The 22,357-nt window shown below is 61.9% G+C and carries 17 protein-coding genes; 13 read left to right on the top strand and 4 right to left on the bottom strand.

The features are described 5' to 3' along the window. Window positions 1–11 precede the first annotated feature (11 nt). The 4 genes from IE091_RS06540 to IE091_RS06555 are packed head-to-tail and all read left to right on the top strand — an operon-like array spanning window position 12 to window position 5,657. The gene (locus IE091_RS06540; RefSeq protein ID WP_189463120.1) at window positions 12–1,877 is read left to right on the top strand and encodes an extracellular solute-binding protein; all 1,866 of its coding nucleotides are present in this window, start codon (window positions 12–14) and stop codon (window positions 1,875–1,877) included. A 46-nt stretch (window positions 1,878–1,923) separates the two neighbouring features. Continuing rightward, a complete protein-coding gene (locus IE091_RS06545; RefSeq protein ID WP_039178423.1) occupies window positions 1,924–2,997 on the top strand; it encodes a microcin C ABC transporter permease YejB in 1,074 nt (357 codons plus the stop codon). 1 nt (window position 2,998) lies between these two features. Next, entirely contained in the window at window positions 2,999–4,072 is a 1,074-nt protein-coding gene (locus tag IE091_RS06550) for an ABC transporter permease (protein WP_096922960.1), read from the top strand. Further along, a complete protein-coding gene (locus IE091_RS06555; protein WP_039178421.1) occupies window positions 4,065–5,657 on the top strand; it encodes an ABC transporter ATP-binding protein in 1,593 nt (530 codons plus the stop codon). The genes IE091_RS06550 and IE091_RS06555 overlap by 8 nt, the downstream gene beginning before the upstream one ends. A 152-nt stretch (window positions 5,658–5,809) precedes the next feature. Here the strand turns inward: IE091_RS06555 and IE091_RS06560 are convergent, their stop codons facing one another. Together IE091_RS06560 and IE091_RS06565 are read right to left on the bottom strand one after the other, a co-directional pair. After that, entirely contained in the window at window positions 5,810–6,514 is a 705-nt protein-coding gene (locus IE091_RS06560; protein ID WP_096922958.1) for a pseudouridine synthase, read from the bottom strand. Beyond that, window positions 6,514–7,329, bottom strand: coding sequence for an amidohydrolase (locus IE091_RS06565; protein ID WP_039177846.1), 816 nt, complete (start codon window positions 7,327–7,329; stop codon window positions 6,514–6,516). Before IE091_RS06565 ends, IE091_RS06560 begins: the two co-directional genes overlap by 1 nt. Window positions 7,330–7,401: 72 nt before the next feature. Between IE091_RS06565 and rarD the strand changes: the two genes are divergently transcribed. Further along, window positions 7,402–8,307 carry an EamA family transporter RarD gene (gene rarD / locus IE091_RS06570; protein WP_189463121.1) on the top strand — a complete coding sequence of 302 codons (906 nt, stop codon included), beginning with the start codon at window positions 7,402–7,404 and terminating at the stop codon, window positions 8,305–8,307. Here the strand turns inward: rarD and IE091_RS06575 are convergent. Next, window positions 8,281–9,927 carry a methyl-accepting chemotaxis protein gene (locus IE091_RS06575; protein ID WP_189463123.1) on the bottom strand — a complete coding sequence of 549 codons (1,647 nt, stop codon included), beginning with the start codon at window positions 9,925–9,927 and terminating at the stop codon, window positions 8,281–8,283. The genes rarD and IE091_RS06575 overlap by 27 nt on opposite strands. Window positions 9,928–10,164: 237 nt before the next feature. On the opposite strand from IE091_RS06575, the gene IE091_RS06580 reads away from it, so the two are divergent. The 8 genes from IE091_RS06580 (at window position 10,165) to IE091_RS06615 (ending at window position 21,408) form a co-directional block, all read left to right on the top strand. Further along, on the top strand, window positions 10,165–11,868 hold the full coding sequence (locus IE091_RS06580; protein WP_096922955.1) for a SulP family inorganic anion transporter: 1,704 nt from the start codon (window positions 10,165–10,167) through the stop codon (window positions 11,866–11,868). 233 nt (window positions 11,869–12,101) lie between these two features. Beyond that, entirely contained in the window at window positions 12,102–13,262 is a 1,161-nt protein-coding gene (locus tag IE091_RS06585) for a TAXI family TRAP transporter solute-binding subunit (RefSeq protein ID WP_144984801.1), read from the top strand. Window positions 13,263–13,311: 49 nt separating this feature from the next. Beyond that, the gene (locus IE091_RS06590; protein WP_189463124.1) at window positions 13,312–15,318 is read left to right on the top strand and encodes a TRAP transporter permease; all 2,007 of its coding nucleotides are present in this window, start codon (window positions 13,312–13,314) and stop codon (window positions 15,316–15,318) included. Window positions 15,319–15,339: 21 nt separating this feature from the next. Next, on the top strand, window positions 15,340–16,485 hold the full coding sequence (locus tag IE091_RS06595; protein WP_189463126.1) for a TAXI family TRAP transporter solute-binding subunit: 1,146 nt from the start codon (window positions 15,340–15,342) through the stop codon (window positions 16,483–16,485). Window positions 16,486–16,779: 294 nt separating this feature from the next. Continuing rightward, the gene (locus IE091_RS06600) at window positions 16,780–18,300 is read left to right on the top strand and encodes an enoyl-CoA hydratase/isomerase family protein (protein ID WP_189463127.1); all 1,521 of its coding nucleotides are present in this window, start codon (window positions 16,780–16,782) and stop codon (window positions 18,298–18,300) included. Further along, a complete protein-coding gene (locus IE091_RS06605; protein WP_189463128.1) occupies window positions 18,297–19,490 on the top strand; it encodes an acyl-CoA dehydrogenase family protein in 1,194 nt (397 codons plus the stop codon). Before IE091_RS06600 ends, IE091_RS06605 begins: the two co-directional genes overlap by 4 nt. 9 nt (window positions 19,491–19,499) lie before the next feature. Continuing rightward, the gene (locus tag IE091_RS06610; protein ID WP_189463129.1) at window positions 19,500–20,618 is read left to right on the top strand and encodes an acyl-CoA dehydrogenase family protein; all 1,119 of its coding nucleotides are present in this window, start codon (window positions 19,500–19,502) and stop codon (window positions 20,616–20,618) included. A 10-nt stretch (window positions 20,619–20,628) separates the two neighbouring features. Beyond that, window positions 20,629–21,408: an enoyl-CoA hydratase/isomerase family protein gene (locus IE091_RS06615; RefSeq protein ID WP_189463130.1), complete on the top strand. Its 780-nt coding sequence runs from the start codon at window positions 20,629–20,631 to the stop codon at window positions 21,406–21,408. Here IE091_RS06615 and IE091_RS06620 read toward each other — a convergent pair. After that, on the bottom strand, window positions 21,390–22,349 hold the full coding sequence (locus IE091_RS06620; protein WP_189463131.1) for an NAD(P)H-dependent flavin oxidoreductase: 960 nt from the start codon (window positions 22,347–22,349) through the stop codon (window positions 21,390–21,392). The two genes, IE091_RS06615 and IE091_RS06620, sit on opposite strands and share 19 nt — an antisense overlap. Window positions 22,350–22,357 lie beyond the last annotated feature (8 nt).

A 22,357-nucleotide genomic window follows, 5' to 3' on the forward strand; every position in this document is an offset into this window, starting at 1 on the left:
GGACGTTACCAATGCCACGCGGTGAGTTGTTGTCAAAAGCAGTCCTACTGGTCAGTGGCCTACTGCTGAGTGCCACTCTATGGGCTTCACCGCTAGGTGAGAGTGGTGTTCCCGTCCCCACGGTGCACGGGCTATCGCTTTACGATAGCCCTGAGCTGCCCGAAGACTTTGCCTACTTCCCCCACGTCAACCCGCAGGCTCCCAAGGGCGGCTCCATCACCCATACCGCCGTGGGTGGCAGTTTCGACTCCACCAACCCTTTTATCATTCGCGGTACTCCGGCCACCGGCATTTCACAAATTTACGACACGCTGATGGCCAGCAACCCCAACGAGCCGTTCAGCCTGTATGGCCTGCTGGCCCGTGGCGTGCGCCTGGACCCTGAGCGCGAGTGGATCGAGTTCGACCTGCACGAGCAGGCACGCTTTCAGGATGGTGAGCCGGTCACCGCTTACGATGTGGTGTTCACCTTTGACCTGCTGCGCGAACAGGGCAACCCTTTCTACGCCAGCTACTACGCGGGGGTCGAACGGGTCACGGCCATCAATGAGCATCAGGTGCGTTTCGAGTTCAATGACACCCAGTCCCGAGAACTGCCTTTGATCGTCGCGCAGCTGCCGATCTTGCCGCGCCATTACTGGGAACCCCGCGACTTTACCGCCCCCACCCTGGCGGCCCATCCGGGGTCTGGTCCCTACCGCATCAGCGAGGTCGACCCTGGCCGTCGCATCGTCTACCAGCGCGACGACAATTACTGGGGCAAGGACCTTCCCGTCAATGTCGGGCGCTACAACATCGACCGCATTGCCTATGAGTATTACCGGGATCGTGATATTTCCTGGGAAGCTTTCAAGGCAGGCTTGACCGATTTTCGCATCGATGCCCGCGCTGCCACCTGGGCGATTGGCTACGACTTCCCTGCCTATCGTCAGGGGCAGGTCAAACGTCTTACCGTTCCCGATGTCAATCCCTCGATGATGCAGGCCTTCGTGTTCAACCTGCGTCGCGAGAAGTTTCAAGATCCACGGGTACGTGAAGCGTTAAGCCTCACCTTCGATTTTCCGTGGCTGAACACCAATATTTTTTACGGCACGTATTATCGTACCGAGAGCTTCTTTCAAAACTCCGAGATGGAAGCCGTCGGCCTGCCTACCGAAGAGGAGCTGGCACTGCTCGACCCCTTCCGTGACGAGCTGCTGGCATCGCATCGATCCGAGCGGTTGTTTACCGACCCGCTGCCCATCGAGCAGCCTGTCGAGCTACGCGAGCGACTCAGGCGTGCGCTGACGCTGCTGGAAGACGCAGGGTATGTGGTGGAGGATGGCGTGTTGGTCAACGAGCAGACGGGCCGTCCGCTAAGTCTGGAAGTATTGATGTACGACTCCGGCATGGAGCGCGTGGTCCAGCCCATGCTGCGTAACATGGCGCGCCTGGGTATCCAGACCTCCATGCGCATCGTCGATATCAACCAGTATCTGAACCGCGTGCGCAGCTACGATTACGACATGGTCATCAGCCACTTCCCCCAATCCAACAACCCCGGCAACGAGCAACGCGATTATTGGACCAGCGCGGCCGCCGAGTCACCGCAGAGTCGTAACCGTATGGCTCTGGCGCATCCGGCCGTGGACTCGCTGGTGGAACAGCTGATTCGCGCCGAGGATCGAGAAACCCTCGACACCATCACCCACGCGCTGGATCGTGTGCTGCGCTGGGGGTTCTATGTGATTCCACACTACCACTCGGGGGAAACCCGGATTGCCGTGTGGGACAAGTTTGGTTATCCCGACCCGGCACCCGCCTACGCCATGGACCTGGATGCCTGGTGGGTCGACAGTGAGCGCGAAGCTGCGCTGGAGCGTCGCAACCGCCGCTGAACGCAGAACAAGACAACCGCTCAACTCTCATTTCATGGGGTGCACCTTGGCACGCTACACACTTCGTCGATTGCTACTGATGATTCCGACACTGCTCGGCATCATGCTGCTGAACTTCGTGATCGTTCAGGCAGCGCCGGGAGGGCCTATCGACCAGATGCTGGCCCGTTTCGAAGGGGCCGACGCCATGGCCAGCACGCGCCTGGACATGGGCGGTGCCGATATCCAGGTAAGCGATGACTCCCGTGGCGCGCGCGGTATCGACCCACGCTTCATCGAACAGCTGGAGCAGCAGTTCGGGTTCGACAAACCCGCCCATGAGCGCTTTATCGGCATGATGCTGGACTATCTGACCTTCGATTTTGGCACCAGCTTCTTTCGCGACCGCCCGGTGATCGAGCTGATGATCGAGCGTTTGCCGGTCTCCATCTCGCTGGGCCTGTGGACCACCCTGCTGGTCTACCTGATTTCGATTCCGCTGGGCATTCGCAAGGCGCTGCGACACGGGTCTCGATTCGACGTGTGGAGCTCAGGGCTCGTCATTGTCGGCTACGCCATCCCCGGCTTTCTGTTCGCCATCCTGCTGATCGTGCTGTTTGCGGGGGGCTCGTATCTCGACTGGTTCCCGCTGAGAGGCCTCACTTCCCCCGATTTTGCCGACCTTTCCACCTGGGGCAAAATCAAGGACTACTTCTGGCATATCACGCTACCGGTACTGGCCGCTGCCATCGGCAGTTTCGCCACGCTCACCATGCTGACCAAGAACAGCTTCCTGGATGAAATCCACAAGCAGTATGTGTTGACGGCGCGCGCCAAGGGCGCCGACGAGCAGCGTATCCTGTATGGTCACGTGTTTCGTAATGCCATGCTGATCATCATTGCCGGACTACCGTCGGCGATGATCGGCATTTTCTTTACCGGTGCGCTACTCATCGAAGTGATTTTCTCGCTGGATGGCCTGGGGCTACTGGGTTTCGAGGCGGTCATGCAACGCGACTACCCGGTCATCTTCGGCACCCTGTTCCTGTATACCGTCATCGGGCTGGTGCTCAAGCTGATTTCCGACCTGACCTACGTGTGGGTCGACCCACGTATCGATTTCGCCTCCAGGGAGTCCTGATATGCACGCCATCTCCTCCCGCCTTTCCCCGATTACCCGGCGGCGCTGGGCGGCGTTCAAGGCCAACCGGCGGGCACGCATCTCGCTGTGGCTGTTTGGCGTACTGTTCATCATCAGCCTGTTCGCGGAGCTGATCGCCAACGACAAACCCATCGTGATGCAGTTCGAAGGGCAGTGGTACGTTCCCTTGCTGGTCGACTATCCGGAAACCGAGTTCGGCGGCTTTTTGCCCACCCGAACCGACTATCTCGATCCGTTCATCCAACAGCAGATCAGCGACCATGGCTGGGCGCTCTGGCCCATCATCCCCTTTTCGTATCAAACCCTCGACATGCAGATGAGCCGTCCTTCCCCGGCCCCACCCGATGGGCGCCACTGGCTGGGCACCGATGATCAAGGGCGCGATGTCATGGCCCGGGTGATTTACGGCTTTCGTCTCTCGGTGGCCTTCGCGCTGGTGTTGACCGCAGGCTCGCTGGTCATCGGAGTCATTGCCGGTGGCCTGCAGGGCTATTTCGGCGGCAAGGTGGATCTCATCGGCCAGCGTTTCACGGAAATATGGTCCGGGCTGCCGGTGCTGTTCCTGCTGATCATTCTGGCCAGCTTCGTGCAGCCGGGTTTCTGGTGGCTACTGGGCATCATGCTGCTGTTTTCCTGGCTGGGTCTGGTGGATATCGTGCGCGCCGAATTCCTGCGCGCCCGTAACCTGGAGTACGTGCGGGCTGCCAAGGCCATGGGGCTTCCTTCCCGACTCATCATGTGGCGCCATGTCCTGCCCAACGCCATGGTGGCAACGCTTACATTCATTCCGTTTATCTTTACCGGCGCCATCGGCACCTTGACGGCACTCGACTTTCTGGGCTTCGGCTTGCCCCCTGGCGCCCCCTCGCTGGGTGAACTGGCGGCACAGGGCAAGAACAACCTGCATGCGCCCTGGCTCGGCATCACGGCCTTCATGACGCTGGCCATCATGCTGTCACTGCTGGTATTCATCGGTGAGGGCCTGCGGGATGCTTTCGACCCTCGCCACGTCAAGCAAGGCGCCAATGCTGCCGGGGAAGCCGCCCATGTCTGAACTTAGCTCTGCCCCTTTGCTGCACCTGAATGACTTCAGCGTGGCGTTCGATGGCCAGGTGGTGGTCGACAAACTGTCGCTGTCGCTGAATGCGGGGGAAACCCTGGCCATCGTCGGAGAGTCCGGCTCGGGCAAGTCGGTCTCCGCGCTGGGCGCCATTGGCTTGCTGCCCAGCAATGCCCAGGTCGTTGGCCAGCGCCTGCTGGAAGGCCGTGACGTGAGCCAGCTGCGTGAGCGCGACTGGAACACGCTGCGGGGCAACCGCGTCGGGTTCATTTTTCAGGAGCCGATGACATCGCTCAACCCGCTGCATCGCATTGGCAAGCAGATAGGGGAAACCCTGCGCCTGCATCAAGGGTTGAGCGGACAAGCGGCCAGGCAGCGGGCGCGTACGCTGCTGGAGCAGGTCAAACTGCCCCGCCCAGACGAGCTGCTGGACGCCTGGCCTCACCAGCTCTCGGGAGGCCAGCGCCAGCGCGTCATGATCGCCATGGCCATCGCCAACAACCCCGCACTGTTGATTGCCGACGAACCCACCACGGCGCTGGACGTCACGGTACAGCAGGAAATTCTGGCATTGCTCAAGGAGCTACGCGATCACCACGGCATGGGGCTGCTGCTGATCAGCCACGACCTCAACCTGGTGCGGCGCCATGCCGATCGTGTCTGCGTGATGTATCGCGGCAAGGTAGAAGAAACCGGGCCCGTCGCACAGGTCTTCGCCAACCCGCAAAGCGACTACACCCGAGCACTCATCGCCGCCGAGCCGGAGGGCCGACCTGCAGCGCCGCTCAGCAGTGCTGCCCTGCTGAGCGCCCGCCAGCTGCGCGTCAGCTTCAAACGACCCAAGACGCAGCTGTTCCAGCGCCAGCCCCCGGCTTTCGAAGCGCTGAAAACCACCGATCTGCACATAGCGCCCGGTGAAACCCTGGGCATCGTGGGCGAATCCGGGTCGGGCAAGACCACGCTGGCCTCGGCCATCATGCGGCTAGTGCCCAGTGAGGGAGATGTCAGCCTGGGCGATGCACGGCTGAGCGAGCTGACGGGAGACGCTCTGCGTCGCCAGCGCCATCGGCTGCAGATGGTGTTTCAGGACCCCTACGGCGCGCTTTCTCCACGCATGCCCGTGTTCGACATCGTCAGCGAAGGGTTGCGCTTTCACTTTCCGCGCCTGAGCGACAGCGAGGTCCGCGAGCGCGTCCGCCAGACCCTGAAGGAAGTCGGCCTGCCCGAAAGCTGTGCCGACCGCTACCCTCACGAGTTTTCAGGCGGCCAACGCCAGCGTATTGCCGTGGCCCGGGCCATCATACTGGAGCCCGAGCTGTTGGTCCTCGACGAACCCACCTCTGCCCTGGACCGCACAGTGCAAAAGCAGCTGGTCACGCTACTGCGAGAACTGCAGGCCAGGCGGCAGCTCAGCTATCTGTTCATCAGCCACGACCTGGCCGTCGTCCGCGCCATGGCACACCGCATCATGGTGCTGAAAGATGGCGAGGTGGTCGAACAGGGGGATTGTCTTGACGTGCTGGCCAACCCTCGCCACCCGTATACCCAAGCGCTTTTGAGTGCCGCTCACCTGTCGTGAGCTGGCTGAGAATCTGATCACCAAGGACATTTCTGGCAAAAAAATTTCTGGCGGAGAGGCTCGACCCGAGCCTCTCCGCCAGCGCCTGAAAACATCCAAAGCCGCGTGCACATTTTCAGTTTAGACAAGATAACGGTATAAATATGACCCGTTTAGAAGCTGTCGATCTCTTCCTGGGTCAGCGCTCGCCACTCGCCTGGTGCCAAATCATCGGGCAACGCAAGGCTGCCGATCGAGTGCCGATGAAGCGCCTCGACGTGGTTGCCCAAGGCAGCAAACATCCGCTTTACCTGATGGTAGCGGCCTTCGGTAATGGTCAGCTCTGCCTGCTGCGGGGTAATGAAACGCAGCGTGGCCGGCTGGGTGGGGGTCTCTTCACCTTCGAGCAGCAGGCCTTCGGCCACGCGCTCGACCGCCTGCTGAGCCGCCTCACCTTCCATGGGCTCGGCCAGTTCGGCGAGATACACCTTGGCACAGCGGTGGCGCGGCGATGTCACTCGGTGGGACCACTGCCCGTCATCGGTCAATAGCAGCAGTCCGGTGGTGTCCACATCCAGGCGCCCTACCGGCTGAAGGCGTTCTACCTTGGGCTCATCGATGATATCAATGACCCGCGGATACAGTCCCCGGCGTGCAGTGCACTCCACGTCCTTGGGCTTGTGCAGCATGATATAGCGCAGCCCCACCAGCTCGAGACGCTCGCCATTCAGACGCACCTCATCCTGGGCCGTGTCGATATGGGTGGCGGCTTGCTTGATGGGCTCGCCATTCAGCGTCACTTCGCCATTTTTCAAGGCGCGCTTGGCGAGGCTGCGGGTCAGCGCAGAGGTTTCACTCAAAAAACGATCAAGGCGCATTATTGGCCCACTCCTGGCAGTAGCGAAAAGCGATCGGCATCTTGCCAGGCAGGAAATTTGTCACGAAAGGCATCCAGTTCCGTCTTGTCGAGCGTTCCGGTATCGATGAACGCGGTATGGGCAGGATGGTCGATGAGCGGTTCGCCCTTGAAATCGACCAGCATGGAGTCGCCGCTATAGGCCAGCCCCTTGGCGTCTTCGCCCACACGATTGACGCCTATCACATAGGCGAGGTTTTCCACCGCGCGTGCTTGCAGCAGCGTGCGCCACGGATGGCGACGAGGGGCGGGCCAGTTAGCCACGCACAGCACGGCATCATACTCGAAATGCTCGCCTTCTGCTGGCTGCTGGCGCATCCACACGGGAAACCGCAGGTCGTAGCAAACGCTGAGCTGCAGCTTGAATCCCTTGAGTTCGACGATCTGCCGTGCCGACCCCATGCCGTATCGCTCATGCTCTCCCGCCATGCGGAACAGGTGACGCTTGTCGTAGTAGCGCAGTTCGCCGTCGGGCGTTGCCCATACCATGCGGTTGTAGTACTGGCCATCCTCCACGACGGCCACGCTGCCGGTCATCACGCAACCTCGAGCCTGCGCTTGCGCTTGCAGCCAGGCCACGCTCTGGCTCTCGGCCATGGGCTGGGCCATCTCGCGAGAGTTCATGGTAAAGCCGGTGGCGAACATTTCGGGCAGCACGATCAAGTCCGTGTCCCGGCTATCCAGGTCGCCCAGCAGTTTGGCCAAATGCGTGTGGTTGGCGTGGGGGTCTTCCCAGCGCAAATCGCACTGCACCAGGCTGGTTTTCAGTTGGCTCATGCCATGCCTCCTTTGCATCAATGTCTTGGCCGATTGTGTGCTAGATTAGCATTTTTAGTTAATGAGGCTGCTATGCTTCCATCTGCACCCAGAGACCCTGAAGCGGTCAAGGGCGTCATGTTCGGTTTGACCGCCTATACCATGTGGGGTTGTTTTCCGCTGTTCTTTGCGCTGTTCGATGGAATACCCGCCTTTGAAATTCTGATCCACCGCATTTTGTGGTCATGCCTGTTCCTGGTCGGGCTGATCAGCGTCCTGCGCCGCTGGCCTCCGGTGGTGGCCGCGCTGGTCGAGCCCAGACGCCTGGGCAGGGTGCTCGCCTGCGCGCTGCTGATTGCCTTCAACTGGGGCATCTACATCTATGCCGTAGAGAGCAAGCAGGTGCTGCAAGCCAGCCTGGGCTACTTTCTCACCCCGCTGGTCAACGTTGCGTTGGGCATGCTGGTGCTCAGAGAAGTCATGGCCCGACTACAGCTGGTGGCGCTTGGTCTCGCCAGCCTGGCGATTGCCGTGCAATTCGTCATGCTGGGGGAGTTGCCGTGGATCAGCCTGCTGCTGGCGCTGAGTTTCGGCAGCTATGGGCTCTTTCGCAAGCAGGTGCCATTGGATGGGCTGTCTGGCCTGTTCGTGGAAACACTGCTGCTCTTCCCGCTGGCCCTGTTGGCGCTGAGCTGGATGAGCTGGCAAGGCACGTCACACTTCCTGCACGACGCGCCCATGTCGGCGTTACTGGTAGTCAGCGGTATCCTCACGGCCCTGCCGCTGATGGCGTTTGCCGGGGCCGCACGCCGCTTGCGGCTAGCCACCCTGGGGTTCTTGATGTACATCAACCCCAGCATTCAGTTTTTGATTGCACTGACCGTGTTTGGAGAGCCGCTGGGCCTGATTCAGCTCGTCACGTTTCTGATGATCTGGACAGGCCTGGCGCTCTATTCATGGTCGTCCTGGCAATCACGTCCGCGCCAGGCGGCCGCTTGAGGCCAGCGTGGCAGGTGCCTGCTCAACGGCTTGAAGCTGTGCGGCTTGCTCAGGCTGATACCCCACACGGAAGCCACCCCAGTGCTTGCCGTGCACATGAATGGGAACCGACAGGTCGTGCATGATCTCGCCCGTGTCGCGCTTGTAGGTTTGCAGCAGCAGCGGCTGCTCATGGGCACCACAGCGGCGACCGGTAGGGTCATCGAAAATGCGCTTGCTGCGGCAATATTTCAGGTCGTGTTGCGGGTCGCCAGTGGGTTCACGGCTCACCGCGGCGTTATGGGTGGGCACATAGCCATTGCGGTCACAGGCAATCGCGTAGCTCAGGCCGTGACCTGCCAACAGCGGCTCCTGCAGGGCGGGCAGTTGCTGGTCGGTGAAGGCATCGAAGCCGGTATGATAAAGCGGCGGCTGGGTCCCGGGGATCACCGCATAATTTGGATGGAACAGCGCGGCCTCCGATAGCTCGCCTCGGCTCAAGGCCTTTTCGAACAGCTTGCCAATCTGGTCGGCGGTTTGTCGAGCCACCTTGAATACCTGCTGATGGCGCCCTTCAAGATGTTGCTGGGCCAGCTCTGCATCCACGCTTTCGGCAGCCTCCATCAAGGCGTGAGCTTGCTGGGCAAGGGCGTGCATATGGCGGTTCCCTTCATCTACATCGTGCTCCAGCTGGTCGAGGCTGTCCGCCACGGTCTGGCTGTGGGCCCGCGTACTGTCCATGGCACCCGCCACGCTGGTGATTTCCTGCTGCACCTGGTCGAACTCCTGGGTAATGGTGGCCAGGCTGCTCCCTACCTGCTGCATCTCCTCAGCCCGGTCTCGCATCCGGGTCATCAGCCCGCCCATGGTGCTGACGACACTCTGGCCGCTTTGGTGCATATCCTTGACCAGCCCATCGATACTCTGGGTGGCCGTGGACGTTTTCAACGCCAGGTCGCGCACCTCTCCCGCCACCACCGCAAAGCCTCGGCCATGCTCGCCGGCCCTGGCAGCTTCGATGGATGCGTTCAGCGACAACAAGTGGGTCTGTTCGGCCACCCCCTCGATCATGGAAGTCACGCTGCGCACCCGTTCGATCTTGTCGTTAAGTTCGGTGAGCATATCCAACGCCAGGCCGGAGCGCTCGGCCACATCGGTCATGTCCTGAATGATATCGGCCAGCGCATCATGATTGTCATGACTCGCCCGCTGGGCGCTTTCGGCCAGGGTCGCTACCTGTGTCGCGCTAGCGCTGACTTGCATGATGGCAGCGTTGATGGCGCTCATGCTGGAAGAGGCCTCACTGGCCATGTTTTCTTGTTTGGCAAGACGTTGGGCCATCAGGTCGGCGTAATGGGACACCTCCGCCGAGGCAATGGCAGTACTGCTGGCGCGATGCATCAGGCGATACGCCATGCCGCGTAGCGCACCATAGTCCTGAATCGGCCTGATATTGCGGGGCACCGATACCAAACGTTGATGATCGGCACGGTACACGTCGTACAGGGCGGCGGCCACCAGCGCGCCCCCCGCGACAAGGGCACTGGCGAGCCCAGCATACGCCCAGAAGCCTCCTCGCCAGGTCATCCCGACGGCAGCACTGATCAATAGCAGCGGTAACAGCCAGCGAAGCAGTCGCATAGTGAGTACTCTTTTATTGTTGAGATCGTCGAGTCATGGCGCAATACAGACCGCGTTTACCACTCAGTCAGCTTAACCAGTTACGCATTTGAAATAAGTAGCACTTTGGGGGGATAGCAAAAGGTAATATTTGGCCTTGAGGCAAGTGGGCATGACATTTTTATAACTAAACAGGCTAAACTATGTTCCGTTTTGCAGGTTCCGTTTTTCCTGATATGGCCAACGCTGCGAGAAACCATGTTGAAGCGCTATTTGCCCATTCTTGCCTGGCTACCCCACTATCATCGGCGCCTGCTGGGGGCCGACCTCATGGCGGGCCTGATCGTGACGGTCATGGTCATTCCCCAGTCGCTGGCATACGCTCTGCTGGCCGGGCTGCCTGCCGTGGTAGGGCTTTACGCCAGTCTTCTTCCCCAACTGCTCTACACCCTGCTGGGCACCAGCCGAACCCTGGCGGTGGGGCCCGTGGCCATCATTGCGCTGATGACGGGAGCGGCACTTTCGTCGGTGGCCGCCCCCGGTAGCGCCGAATACCTGCAAGCCGCACTGGTGCTGTCGCTGCTCTCGGGCATGATCCTGCTGATCATGGGCAGCCTGAAAATGGGTTTTTTCAGCAACTTCCTGAGCCACCCGGTCATCTCTGGCTTCCTGACGGCTTCCGGCATTCTGATTGCGGTCAGCCAGCTGGGCGGCCTGCTGGGAATTGCCAGCAGCGGCTTTACGCTCGTCGAACGGCTCATGACGCTGCTACCCAACCTGCCTGACATCAATCCCTACACGGCAACCATTGGCGTGGGGACGCTGCTGTTTCTGGTGGCGCTGCGCCGCTACGGCAAACGCTCGTTGATCTGGGTAGGCGTGCCTGTATCCCTGGCAGACCTGCTGACCAAGGCAGGCCCGGTATTTGCCGTGCTGATCACGACGCTGGTCACCTGGCACTGGCAGCTGGCCTATCAGGGTGTGGCGGTGGTGGGTACGATTCCCAGCGGTTTGCCCGCGTTCAGCCTGCCCTGGGGCGACGCCTCACTCTGGCGGGCGCTATTGATTCCTGCTCTATTGATCAGTCTGGTGGGGTTTGTGGAGTCGGTCTCCATGGGCCAGATGCTGGCCGCCAAACGCCGCCAGCGTATCTCACCCAATCAGGAGTTGATCGGCCTGGGCGCCGCCAATCTGGCGGCAGGTTTCACCAGTGGCATGCCGGTCACCGGCGGGCTCTCGCGCACCGTGATCAACTACGATGCCGGGGCACAGACCCCGGCCGCAGGGGCCTTTGCCGCCCTGGGCATTGGGTTGGTGACGCTGGCGTTCACTGGCTGGCTCTACTACCTGCCCATCGCCACCCTGGCGGCCACCATCACGGTCTCCATCCTGACGCTGGTGGACATTCCCATGCTGCGCCAGACCTGGCGCTACTCCCGCAGTGACTTTGCCGCCATGGCGGTCACGATTCTGCTGACTCTGGTCGAAGGCATCGAGGCCGGCATCATTGGCGGCGTCACGCTCTCCATCGCACTTTTTCTCTATCGCACCAGCCGCCCCCACAGCGCGTTGGTAGGTCGGGTGCCCGACACCGAACATTTTCGCAATACCGAGCGCCATGATGTCGAAACCGCCCCGCATGCAGCGCTGCTGCGCATCGATGAGAGCCTCTACTTCGCCAACGCCCGCTACCTCGAAGATACCGTCTACAACCTGGTGGCCAGCCGACCCGAGCTGGAACACGTGGTACTGATCTGTTCGGCCGTCAATTTGATCGACGCCTCGGCCTTGGAAAGCCTGGATGCCATCAACGCACGGCTGAAGGATTCCGAAGTGAAGCTGCACCTTGCCGAGGTCAAGGGGCCGGTCATGGATCAACTGAAGAAGAGCGACTTCCTCGAAGAACTGTCTGGCCGCGTGTTTTTGAGCACCTATGCTGCCTGGCGTGAGTTCTCCCCATAGCCCAGTCATTCAAGCCATTGAAAATAAATCGAAAAGCCGAGCCATTGCTCGGCTTTTTGCATTTAGCAATCGGCATTTTTGGGTACTTCATCAAACGGCGTTGACAGCCTCTGCTGGCTTACCTACTATCACCTGACCACTTAGCAGAATCAAATACCGCATAGCAAAACACATTGTAGCAAAGCGTAACAACCCGATAGCGACCATCACAACCACAATAAAGGAGCATGAAAATGCATCCATTTGCTCACCGCCTGCTCATCGCCGCCCTGCCGCTTTCTCTACTGGGTGCGGCCGTCAGCCACGCCAGCGAAGTAGAACTGCCGCGCACCATGGCGTGGACGGCCTACGGCACCAACTCCAGCGGCTACGCCCAGGCCGTTGCCATCGGCAACATGCTGCAGAACCATTACGGCTCTTCGGTGCGCATACTGCCCGGCGACAACGACGTTTCCCGCATGACGCCCCTGAAACAAGGACGTGTCGACCTGTGCGCCTGCGGTATCGCCAGCTACTACGGCGCCGAAGGGGTCATGATGTTCGCTGATCGCGACTGGGGCCCACAGCCGCTGCGCGTGATCACCACATCCACGGCGTCATTCGGCCTGTCATTGGCCGTGGCAGGCGACCTGGGCGTTGAAACCCCGGCGGACCTGGCTGGCAAGCGCATTGCCTACATTCGTGGTGACGATGCGCTGAACAAAGGCACCGAGGCGTATCTGGCCTTCGGTGGGCTTACCTGGGACGACGTGGAGCGCGTCGACTATCCGGGTTACGCACGCTCCTTCGACGGCATCATCGCCGGTGATGTGGATGCCTCCTTCACGACGACCGTGACGCCCCCTGCGCAGCAGCTGGCCAGTAGCCCCAGAGGCATCAGCTGGCCGGTGCTCGATCCAAACGATGAAGCAGGCTGGGAGCGCATGGCGGCAGTTGCCCCCTATTTTCAGCCCCATGAAGTCACCGCAGGCGCGGGCGGCATCAGCGCGGACAACCCGGTCCCCAGCGCCAGCTACCCTTATCCCATCGTCGTGGCCAATCAGGACCTGGATGACAAGGTCGCCTATGGTCTGATTCGAGCCATGAATGACCATTACGACGATTACAAGGACAACGCGCCGGGAGCCGTGGGCTACGCGCTGGAGTACCAGGATCTACAGTGGGTAGTGCCGTTCCACGATGCGGTGGTGGAGTACTACAAGGAAATCGACGTATGGACCGATGACATGCAGGCTCACCAGGATCAGCTGGTCGAGCGGCAAAATGTCCTGCTGCAAGCCTGGGAGGCGTTCATGGCAGACGCACCCAGCGACTCGGACGCGTTCACTACCGAGTGGATGGCGGCCCGCGCCTCGGCATTGACCGACGCCGGATTCGAGCCGATTTTCGAGTAACTCGCCTCGGGGCGGCGCTCGCCGCCCCAGCTGATTGATGGAACGCCCTATGACCACCGATACCGCGCCTGTTAATGCCCCGCAGGTCAAAGAAAAGATCAGCCAAATCCGCGAGCTGCCACCTGCGCTTCGCTGGGTTCCCGCAGCCGTCACCGTGCTGCTGATGATGATGACGCTGGATTACCTGTTCAACTGGGGCTGGCTCACCTTCGTGACCGGGCTCGAAACCCAGTTCTATTACGCAGTAGTGGCACTGCTGCTGCCGCTGGTCTTTCTGCTATGGCCCATGCTCAGCCGACAGCAGGACCAGACCATCCCCTGGTACGACTACCTGCTCAGCGCCATCACCTTGGTGATTGGCGGCTACTTCGTCTATAACGCGGTGTCCATTCTCGAGCGCGGCTGGGCATTTTCAGCCCCGGATACTGCCATTTACGCCAGCTACGCCTACTGGGTTCTCATCATCGAAGCTGCCCGCCGGGCGGGCGGCCTGCCGATTGCCATCATTGCCGGGCTATTCTCTCTTTACCCCTTGGTGGCGGATATCGTACCGGGCCCGATTCAAGCGTTTCCTTCCAGCCTGTCTGAAACGGCCATGTACCATACCATGAGCACCGAGAGCATCATGGGGGTGCCACTGCAGGCCTTTGCCGGGCTGGTCATCGGTTTTCTGGTGTTTGGCGTCGTGCTGCAAAAAAGCGGCGGCGGCAAGTTTTTCATCAACCTGGCCTTTGCACTGCTGGGCCATGTGCGCGGCGGCCCTGCCAAGGTATCGATTTTCTCCAGCGGCCTGATGGGCTCCATGAGCGGCAGCGTGATCAGCAACGTGCTGACTACCGGGGTGCTGTCGATCCCCGCCATGCGCCGCATCGGCATGAGCCGTTCGTTCGCTGGCGGCGTCGAAGCCTGTGCATCCACCGGAGGCGTGCTGATGCCACCGGTCATGGGCGCCACCGCCTTCGTCATGGCCATGTTCCTGGACGTGCCCTACTCCACCATTGCGCTGGCCGCCGTCATTCCCTCGATTCTCTATTTTCTGGGGCTGTTCATCCAGATCGACGCTTACGCTGCCCGCCATGATGTCAAGGGGCTGCCTGCGGTAGAGCTGCCATCGGTCTGGCAAACCCTCAAGGAGGGCTGGTACTTCATCTTCGTCTTTGGCCTGCTGGTGTGGATGCTGCTGGTCATGCAGCGCGAAGCGGTGGCACCGTTCTACGCAACCGCCCTGCTGCTGGTACTCAACCAGCTTTCCCGCCAGAACCGCTGGGGATGGAAAGATGTTGCCGACACGCTCTCTTCGGCCGCCAAGCTGTTTGCCGAACTCATCGCCATTCTGGCAGGGGTCGGCATGCTGGTGGGCGCGCTCTCCATGACCGGCCTTTCAGGCACCATTGCCAACGACTTCATCAACATCGCCGGGGGCAGCGTACCGCTGCTGCTGATCATGGGGGCGGTCACCAGCTTCGTGCTGGGCATTGGCATGACCGTGACCGCAGCCTACATCTTCCTGGCCGTGGCGCTGGCCCCGGCGCTGATTCAAGGCGGCGGCCTGGACCCCATGGCAGTGCACATGTTCATTCTCTACTGGGGCATGCTGAGCTTCATCACACCCCCCGTGGCGCTGGGAGCTTTTGCCGCCGCCACGGTGGCGGGCGCCCGCCCCATGGAGACCGGCCTGCAGGCCATGCGCCTGGGCAGCGTGATCTACTTCATTCCCTTCCTGTTCGTCCTCAACCCGGCGCTGATCATGCAGGGCGAGCCACTGGTGATCGTCGCCGTATTCATTCAGGCCATCATCGGCATCATCCTGTTCGCATCGGCCATGCAGGGCTATCTGATGGGCGTCGGGCGGCTGGGATACGGCATGCTGCAAGAGGCAATCATTCGTGGTCTGGTGCTGGTAGCGGGCCTGCTGCTGGCGCTCCCCGGGGGCGGCATGGTTCCGCTGAGCCAGTGGGAGTTGATTGGCCTGGCCGCGGCAGCACTATTGCCAGGGGTTGCCCTTGCGCGGCTTAGCCAGCGCCACCACCAGCGTTCGCTGACGGCCAACGCTTGATACCCACCACGAGGAGAGATCATGAACACAAGAACAACGCTTACCCTCGCCCTCAGTAGCGTCACCGCTGGCCTGCTGGCCGCGGGCAGCGCCAGCGCCATGCCCAGCACCTTGAACTGGACGGCGTATGGCACGGGCACCAGCGGCCACGCCCAGATCATGGCGATCAGCCAGCTGCTTCAGGAGGAGCATGGCACTCAGTCCCGGGTCATTCCCGGTGAAAATGACACCATGCGCATGACGCCGCTCAAAACCGGCCGCGTGGATCTGTGTGCCTGCGGCATTGCCAGCTACTACGGCTTGGAAGGCGTCATGATGTTTGCCGGACCGGACTGGGGTCCACAGCCCATACGGGTCATTTCCACCGCCATGGCCAGCTTCGGTCTGGGCATGGCGGTAGCTGGCGACGTGGAGATCGATTCCATCGCCGACCTCAAGGGCAAACGGCTAGCCTACCTGCGTGGCGACGATGCCCTGAACAAGGCCGCCGAAGCCTATCTGGCGTTTGCCGGGCTGACCTGGGATGACGTGCAGCGTGTCGATTTCCCCGGTTACAACGCCGCCTTCGACGGCATCATCAGCGGCCGTGCCGATGCGGCGATTACCACCACGGTCACTCCGGCGGCCCAGCGCTTGGCGGCCAGCCCACGCGGCTTGCAGTGGCCAGCGCTACCCGCAGACGATGACGCAGGCTGGGCACGCATGCTGGAGGTAGCCCCCTACTTCCAGCCCCACGACGTGACCTCTGGCGCGGGCATCGATGCCGAGCAGCCGCTGGCCAGCGCCAGCTACCCCTACCCGATCATGGTGAGTAACGCCGACCTGGCACCGGACACCGTTACCGGGCTGATCACCACGCTGGTGGAGTCCTTTGACGACTACAAGGACAACGCCCCCGGCGCCAGCGGCTATGCGCTGGAAAACCAGAACATGACCTGGGTGGTGCCCTTTCACGATGCCGTGGTGGCCTACTACCAACAGACCGGCGTGTGGGACGATGCCATGGAGGCCCACCAGAATGCCCTGGTAGCGCGGCAACAGCTGCTGATGGAGACCTGGGAAGCGTATCAAGCCGATGCCCCCGAAGACGAAACGGCGTTCATCGACGGCTGGATGCAGGTGCGTCGCACCGCGCTGGAAGAGGCTGGGTTGAATCCAGTGTTCTAGGCTCTGTCTGAAAAGACGGCGAGCTGCGGTGGGCCACTTTACGCTGACGTGGCGGGTGTCCCATGTGCACCTCATCGCCGGGCCTACCTCAACAAGCCTACCTCACGCCGCGCTTCATATTTCGCCTCATCTTTTACCCCAGGCCGCCACTGTGCGGCCTTTTATTCGAAGCCATAAATTCCGCAATGCAAAACAATGTTTTGAATTATTGACTCCAGCGGCGTCTTTAGCCATGATCGATGTATATTCCAAATAACAATGCTTAGTTTCATATAGCGAAACACGGGAGCCATCATGAGTGTTCACTACCAGCGGCATGGCGAGGTGGGTGTCATCAGTATCGCCAACCCACCGGTCAACGCTTTGAGCCAGGCCGTGCGGCGCGGTTTGCTCGACGCGCTGCAAGAAGGCATCGCCGACCAGCAGGCACAGGCGCTGGTGGTCATGGCCGAGGGGCGCACGTTCATCGCCGGGGCAGATATCCGCGAATTTGGCAAACCGCCCCAGGCGCCGCTTCTGCCAGACGTGATTAGCCAACTGGAAGCATGTCCCAAACCGCTGGTGGCATCGCTGCACGGCACGGCGCTGGGGGGTGGCCTGGAAGTTGCGCTGGGCTGTCACTATCGTGTGGCGCTGGCAAGCACTCGTGTTGGCCTGCCAGAAGTGAAGCTCGGCCTGCTGCCCGGCGCAGGCGGCACCCAACGCCTACCCCGGCTGACGGGTGTGAAAAATGCACTAGACATCATCACCAGCGGGCGTTTCGTGGAGGCCACGGAAGCTCATGCCATCGGAATCCTCGATGCCATCAGCGACGCCGCAACGCCGCTGGAAGCCGGGCTTGCCGCTGCACGAGCAGTGCTGGCGGGAGAGCAGACAACGCGTATTACCGGGCAGCTCCCCGCACCCGACGCCGACCCTCAGGCCATGGCTACCATGCGGGCGCAGCTTGAAAGCAGCGTCCCGGAGCTGTTTTCGCCGTTTCGCATTGTCGAAGCCATCGATGCCTGCACCCAGGCAGCGTCGCTGGAAGAGGGCCTGCGCCAGGAGCGGGCACTGTTTCTGGCCTGTATGGACTCCCCACAACGGGCAGGACTGATCCACCTCTTTTTTGCCGCCCGAAACCCTCACCTGGTGCCCGGCGTAGAGAACGCGGCCCTCTTCACCCAGCTAGCGCTGATCGGTGAACACCCGCTGTTCGACACGCTGCAGCAGGCCGCCCAGCGGGCGGGGATAACGCTGACACCCACAGCAGACGCCAACACCGAACTGTGCCTGCTGGCGCCCGGCGTGGATGCCAGCACCTGCCCCGGCCAAGCCGTCACGCTAGCGCTGCGGCCACTTACTGCCCCCATCAGCGCAGCCCTTGACGCAGCCATTGACGCAGCCATTGACAAAGACATTGACGAACACATTGACACAGACCTGCCCTCGGCCTCCTTGAGCCTGGTGCTGGCTGAGCATGGCGCCTTCCATGAACTGGTCAATCACCACGCCAGCGCGCTGGACCAGCAGCGGGCGGCGTTAACCCTCAAGGCATTGCGGGCCAATGTGGTCGTGACGCGCTCCCCTGGCGTGCTGAGCACCCTGCATGACGCCGCCGCACAAGCGCCTGCCCAGGGCACCCAAACGGCGCTGGAGCAGACCAGCCTGGCCTTGGCCCAGCAGGGAGCCTGCTACCGGGAAAGCGATATCGATCTGCTTTCGGTGGAAGCCATGGGCTACCCCCGGCATTCAGGCGGGGCTCACCGCCAGGCCACGCTGGCCCAGCCCGCCTCCGACACCTCATCGACCACTGCCAGGAATGCACACTCATGAACCTGACGTTTAGCCCCGAAGAGCAGGCGTTCCGCGAGGAAGTCCGCCAATTTCTCAGCGACTCACTGCCCGAGGACATCCGTGAGCGGGTACGCCTGGGGCGCCATTTACGCGCCGACGACCACCTGCGCTGGCAGAACATTCTCAGTGAACGGGGGTGGCTCGCCGCCAACTGGCCAGTCGAACACGGTGGCCCAGGCTGGGGGCCGGTGCAGCGGCATATCTTCGATGAAGAGTGCGCCGCCGCCCACGCCCCCACGGTCGTTCCCTTTGGCGTCAACATGGTGGCGCCGGTGATCATGAAGTTCGGCAGTGTCGCGCAGCAGCAACACTACCTGCCGCGCATTCTCGACAATCAGGACTGGTGGTGCCAGGGCTACTCCGAGCCGGGCGCGGGCTCGGACCTGGCCGGTCTGGCGACCCGTGCGGTGCGTGACGGTGACCACTATGTGGTCAACGGCCAGAAAACCTGGACCACCCTGGGTCAGCACGCCAACATGATGTTCTGCCTGGTGCGCACCGACCCCCAGGCCAAAAAGCAGGCAGGCATCAGCTTTTTACTGATCGATATGCAGACCCCCGGCATTACCGTGCGCCCGATCATCACCCTCGACGGTGCCCATGAAGTCAACGAGGTGTTCCTCGATAACGTGCGCGTACCGGTGGAAAACCGCGTGGGTGACGAGGGCCAGGGCTGGACCTGCGCCAAGTTCCTGCTCACCCACGAGCGCACCGGCATTGCCGGGCTGGGCCACGCCAAGCAGGCGCTGCGCCATTTGAAGTCGCTGGCCTCCCGTATGCAGCATCGCGGCAAGCCGCTGCTGGCGCTGCCCAGCTTTCGCCAACGGGTGATCAAAGCGGAGCTGGAGCTGATGGCGCTGGAAGTCACCAACCTGCGGGTGATTGCCGCCTCCCGGGAGGGCGGCGTTCCCGGGGCGGAAAGCTCTCTGCTGAAAGTACGCGGCTCGGAGCTACGCCAGGAGCTCAGCGAACTGACCCGCCGTGCGCTGGGGCCTGCCGCGCTGCCGTTCTTTCCCGAGTTTCTCCACGGTGATGACACGCTGGAAGACACCGCCGCCCAGAGCGCTGCTGCCAGCGCTCAGTACTTCAATCGTCGCAAGCTGTCGATTTATGGCGGCGCCAACGAGATTCAAAAGAGCATCGTCGCTAAAACCATTCTAGGCATGTAAGGGGTCACCATGGATTTCGCACTCACCGACGAGCAGCGCATGCTCGAAGAGACACTGACACGCCTGGTGGCCGACCAGGTATCCCCCGAACAGCGCCGCGCCCTGCTGGAAGCGCCGTCACACGTCGCCAGCCCTCTGTGGCGTACCTTTGCCGAACTGGGGCTGCTGCATATGCCGTTCAGCGAAGACGTGGGAGGGCTGGGCGGCAACGGCACCGACCTGATGATCATCATGCAGGCACTGGGGCGCGGCCTGGTCCCGGAAGCCTACCTGTTTGGGCTGGTCATGCCCGGGCAACTGCTGGCGCTATGTGGCAGTCCAGCACAGCAGGCACGCTGGCTGGCCCCACTGCTGGAAGGCGAGCACCAGCTTGCCCTGGCCTGGCAAGAGCACGCCGCCCGCTATGACGCGTTCGATATATCGACCCACGCGCGCCAGCACAACGGCCAGTGGCTGCTCAATGGCCGCAAGGACGTGGTCATGAACCTGGCCAATGCCGCCGCCACGCTGGTCACCGCCCAACTGCCCAATGGCCAGTTAGGCGTGTTCATCGTGCCTGCCGATGCCCCGAGCGTTTCGCAGCGCACCTATCGCACCATGGATGACCAGCCCGCCGGTGACCTGATGCTGGACGATGTGGCCCTGCCGCTGGAGCACTGCCTGAGCGAAGACGCCGGTGAGGCACTGGCAGAGGTATTGGCCCTGGGCCGGGCGGCGCTGTGCGCCGACGCCATCGGCGCCATGGAAACCGCCTGCGCCCAGACGCTGGCGTACCTGAAAGAGCGCAAGCAGTTTGGCCTGCCGCTGGCCACGTTTCAGGCGCTGCAGCACCGCATGGTGGACATGCACCTGCACCTGGAGCAGTCGCGCTCCATGGCGATTCTTGCCGCCACCAGCCTCTCGCTGCCCGCCCAGGAACGGGATGCCAGGCTGGCCGCAGCCAAGGCGTACTGCGGTGAATCAGCGCGTTTCATTGCCGAACAGGCCATTCAGCTGCACGGCGGCATGGGCATGACCGAAGAGTGCTACGTGGCCCACTATGCCAAGCACCTGGTCATGTTCGATCACTACCTGGGCGATAGCGACTTCCACCTTGAAACGCTGAGCGAACAGCTGGACGCCGCCTGAGGAGCCGAATATGAGTCAGCAAGCCACGCCGCTGGTGCGGGTCCACCCAACGGCAGACGGTATTACCCACATCGCCATTGCGCGCCCAGCGGTTCGCAATGCTCTCAACGAGCCCACGGCCCTGGCACTCAACGAAGCCCTTGCCAGGGCGGCGGCAGACTCACAGGTGCGCTGCGTGATTCTCAGCGGCGAAGGCAGCGCCTTCTGCGCCGGTGCCGACCTGGCAGAGTTCGAGAAAGCCTCCACACAGCCCGCCAGCGAGCGGCTCGCGATGCTCTTTCTTCCTGCCCTGCGCACCATGATGACCATGGAGAAACCGGTGATCGCAGCGGTCAGCGGTGCCGCTGCGGGGATTGGCGTCTCCTATGTGCTGGCCAGCGACATGGTGGTCATGGGCCGCTCGGCGTACCTGAAGCTGGCTTTTATCACTATTGGCCTGATTCCTGATGGCGGCGCATGCTGGCATTTGGTGCGCAAGCTGGGTCATGCCCAGGCCTTTGAAATGGCGGCGCTGGCCACCCCCATCGACGCCGAGCGCTGCGTGGCGCTGGGTCTGGCCAATCGAGTGGTGGAGGATGATCAGGTGCTAGCGGAGGCCCGAGGGCTGGCGCAGGCGCTGGTGGCGCAATCTCCCCAGGCGCTGGGAGCCACGAAACGCGCCTTGCGACAGGCAGCCAACCTGTCGCTCGACGACACCTTGACGCTGGAGGGCTCGCTGCAGGATGCCTGTAAAGCCACGGAGGATTTTCAAGCGCGCGTGGCCGCCTTTCGTCAGCGCCGTCGCAACTGATCCCATGCTTGTTGGTAATCCGCCCGCAGGGTGGCCACTTCATCGGCCACGCTGTTGAGCGTCGTGATACCGCCCACCCCCTGCCCTGCGCCCCAAATATCCCGCCATGCCTTGGCTTTGCTGCTGCCACCTGACCCATAGCGCATGGCGCTCTTGTCGCCCTCGGGCAGCGCATTCGGGTCCAGCCCGGCCAGCTCGATGCTCTGGCGAAGATAGTTGCCGTGCACGCCGGTAAACAGGTTGGTGTAAACGATATCCCCGGCAGCAGCCTCCAGCACCATCTGCTTATAAGCAGGCTGGGCATTGGCTTCCCGGGTAGCAATGAAGCGCGTGCCCATGTACACCATGTCCACGCCCAGCGCCTGCGCGGCGGCGATCTGCTCGCCTTTGGTAATCGCACCCGCCAGCACCAGAGGCCCATCGTAGAACTGCCGAACCTCGGCCACGAAGGCAAAGGGGTTGAGCCGCCCCGCATGGCCGCCTGCGCCATGGCACACCAGAATCAGCCCATCCACTCCGGCATCGATGGCTTTTTGGGCGTGCCTGATCGTCGTCACATCGTGAAACACCAGGCCGCCGTAGGCGTGTACCTGCTCGACCACCCGGTTGGGCGCATGCAGGCTGGTGATGATCAGCGGCACCTTGAACTCTGCGCACAGCGCTACATCGTGGTCCAGGCGGTCATTGGTGGGGTGCACGATCTGATTCACCGCAAACGGTGCGGCGGGCTCTTGCGGGTGCTGAGCGTCATAGGCGTCCAGCGTCGAGGTAATCTGCTGCAGCCACTCCCGAAGCACTTCCGCAGGCCTGGCGTTCAGCGCCGGAAACGCGCCAATAATCCCCGCCTGACACTGGGCAATGACCAGCTCAGGGCCGGAAACGATGAACATGGGAGAGCCGATGACCGGCAGCGTCATTGAGGCAGTCAGTTGGGTTAGCATGGAAAACT

Origin of the sequence: Vreelandella hamiltonii (assembly GCF_014651775.1) — a bacterium.
Lineage (GTDB): Bacteria > Pseudomonadota > Gammaproteobacteria > Pseudomonadales > Halomonadaceae > Vreelandella > Vreelandella hamiltonii.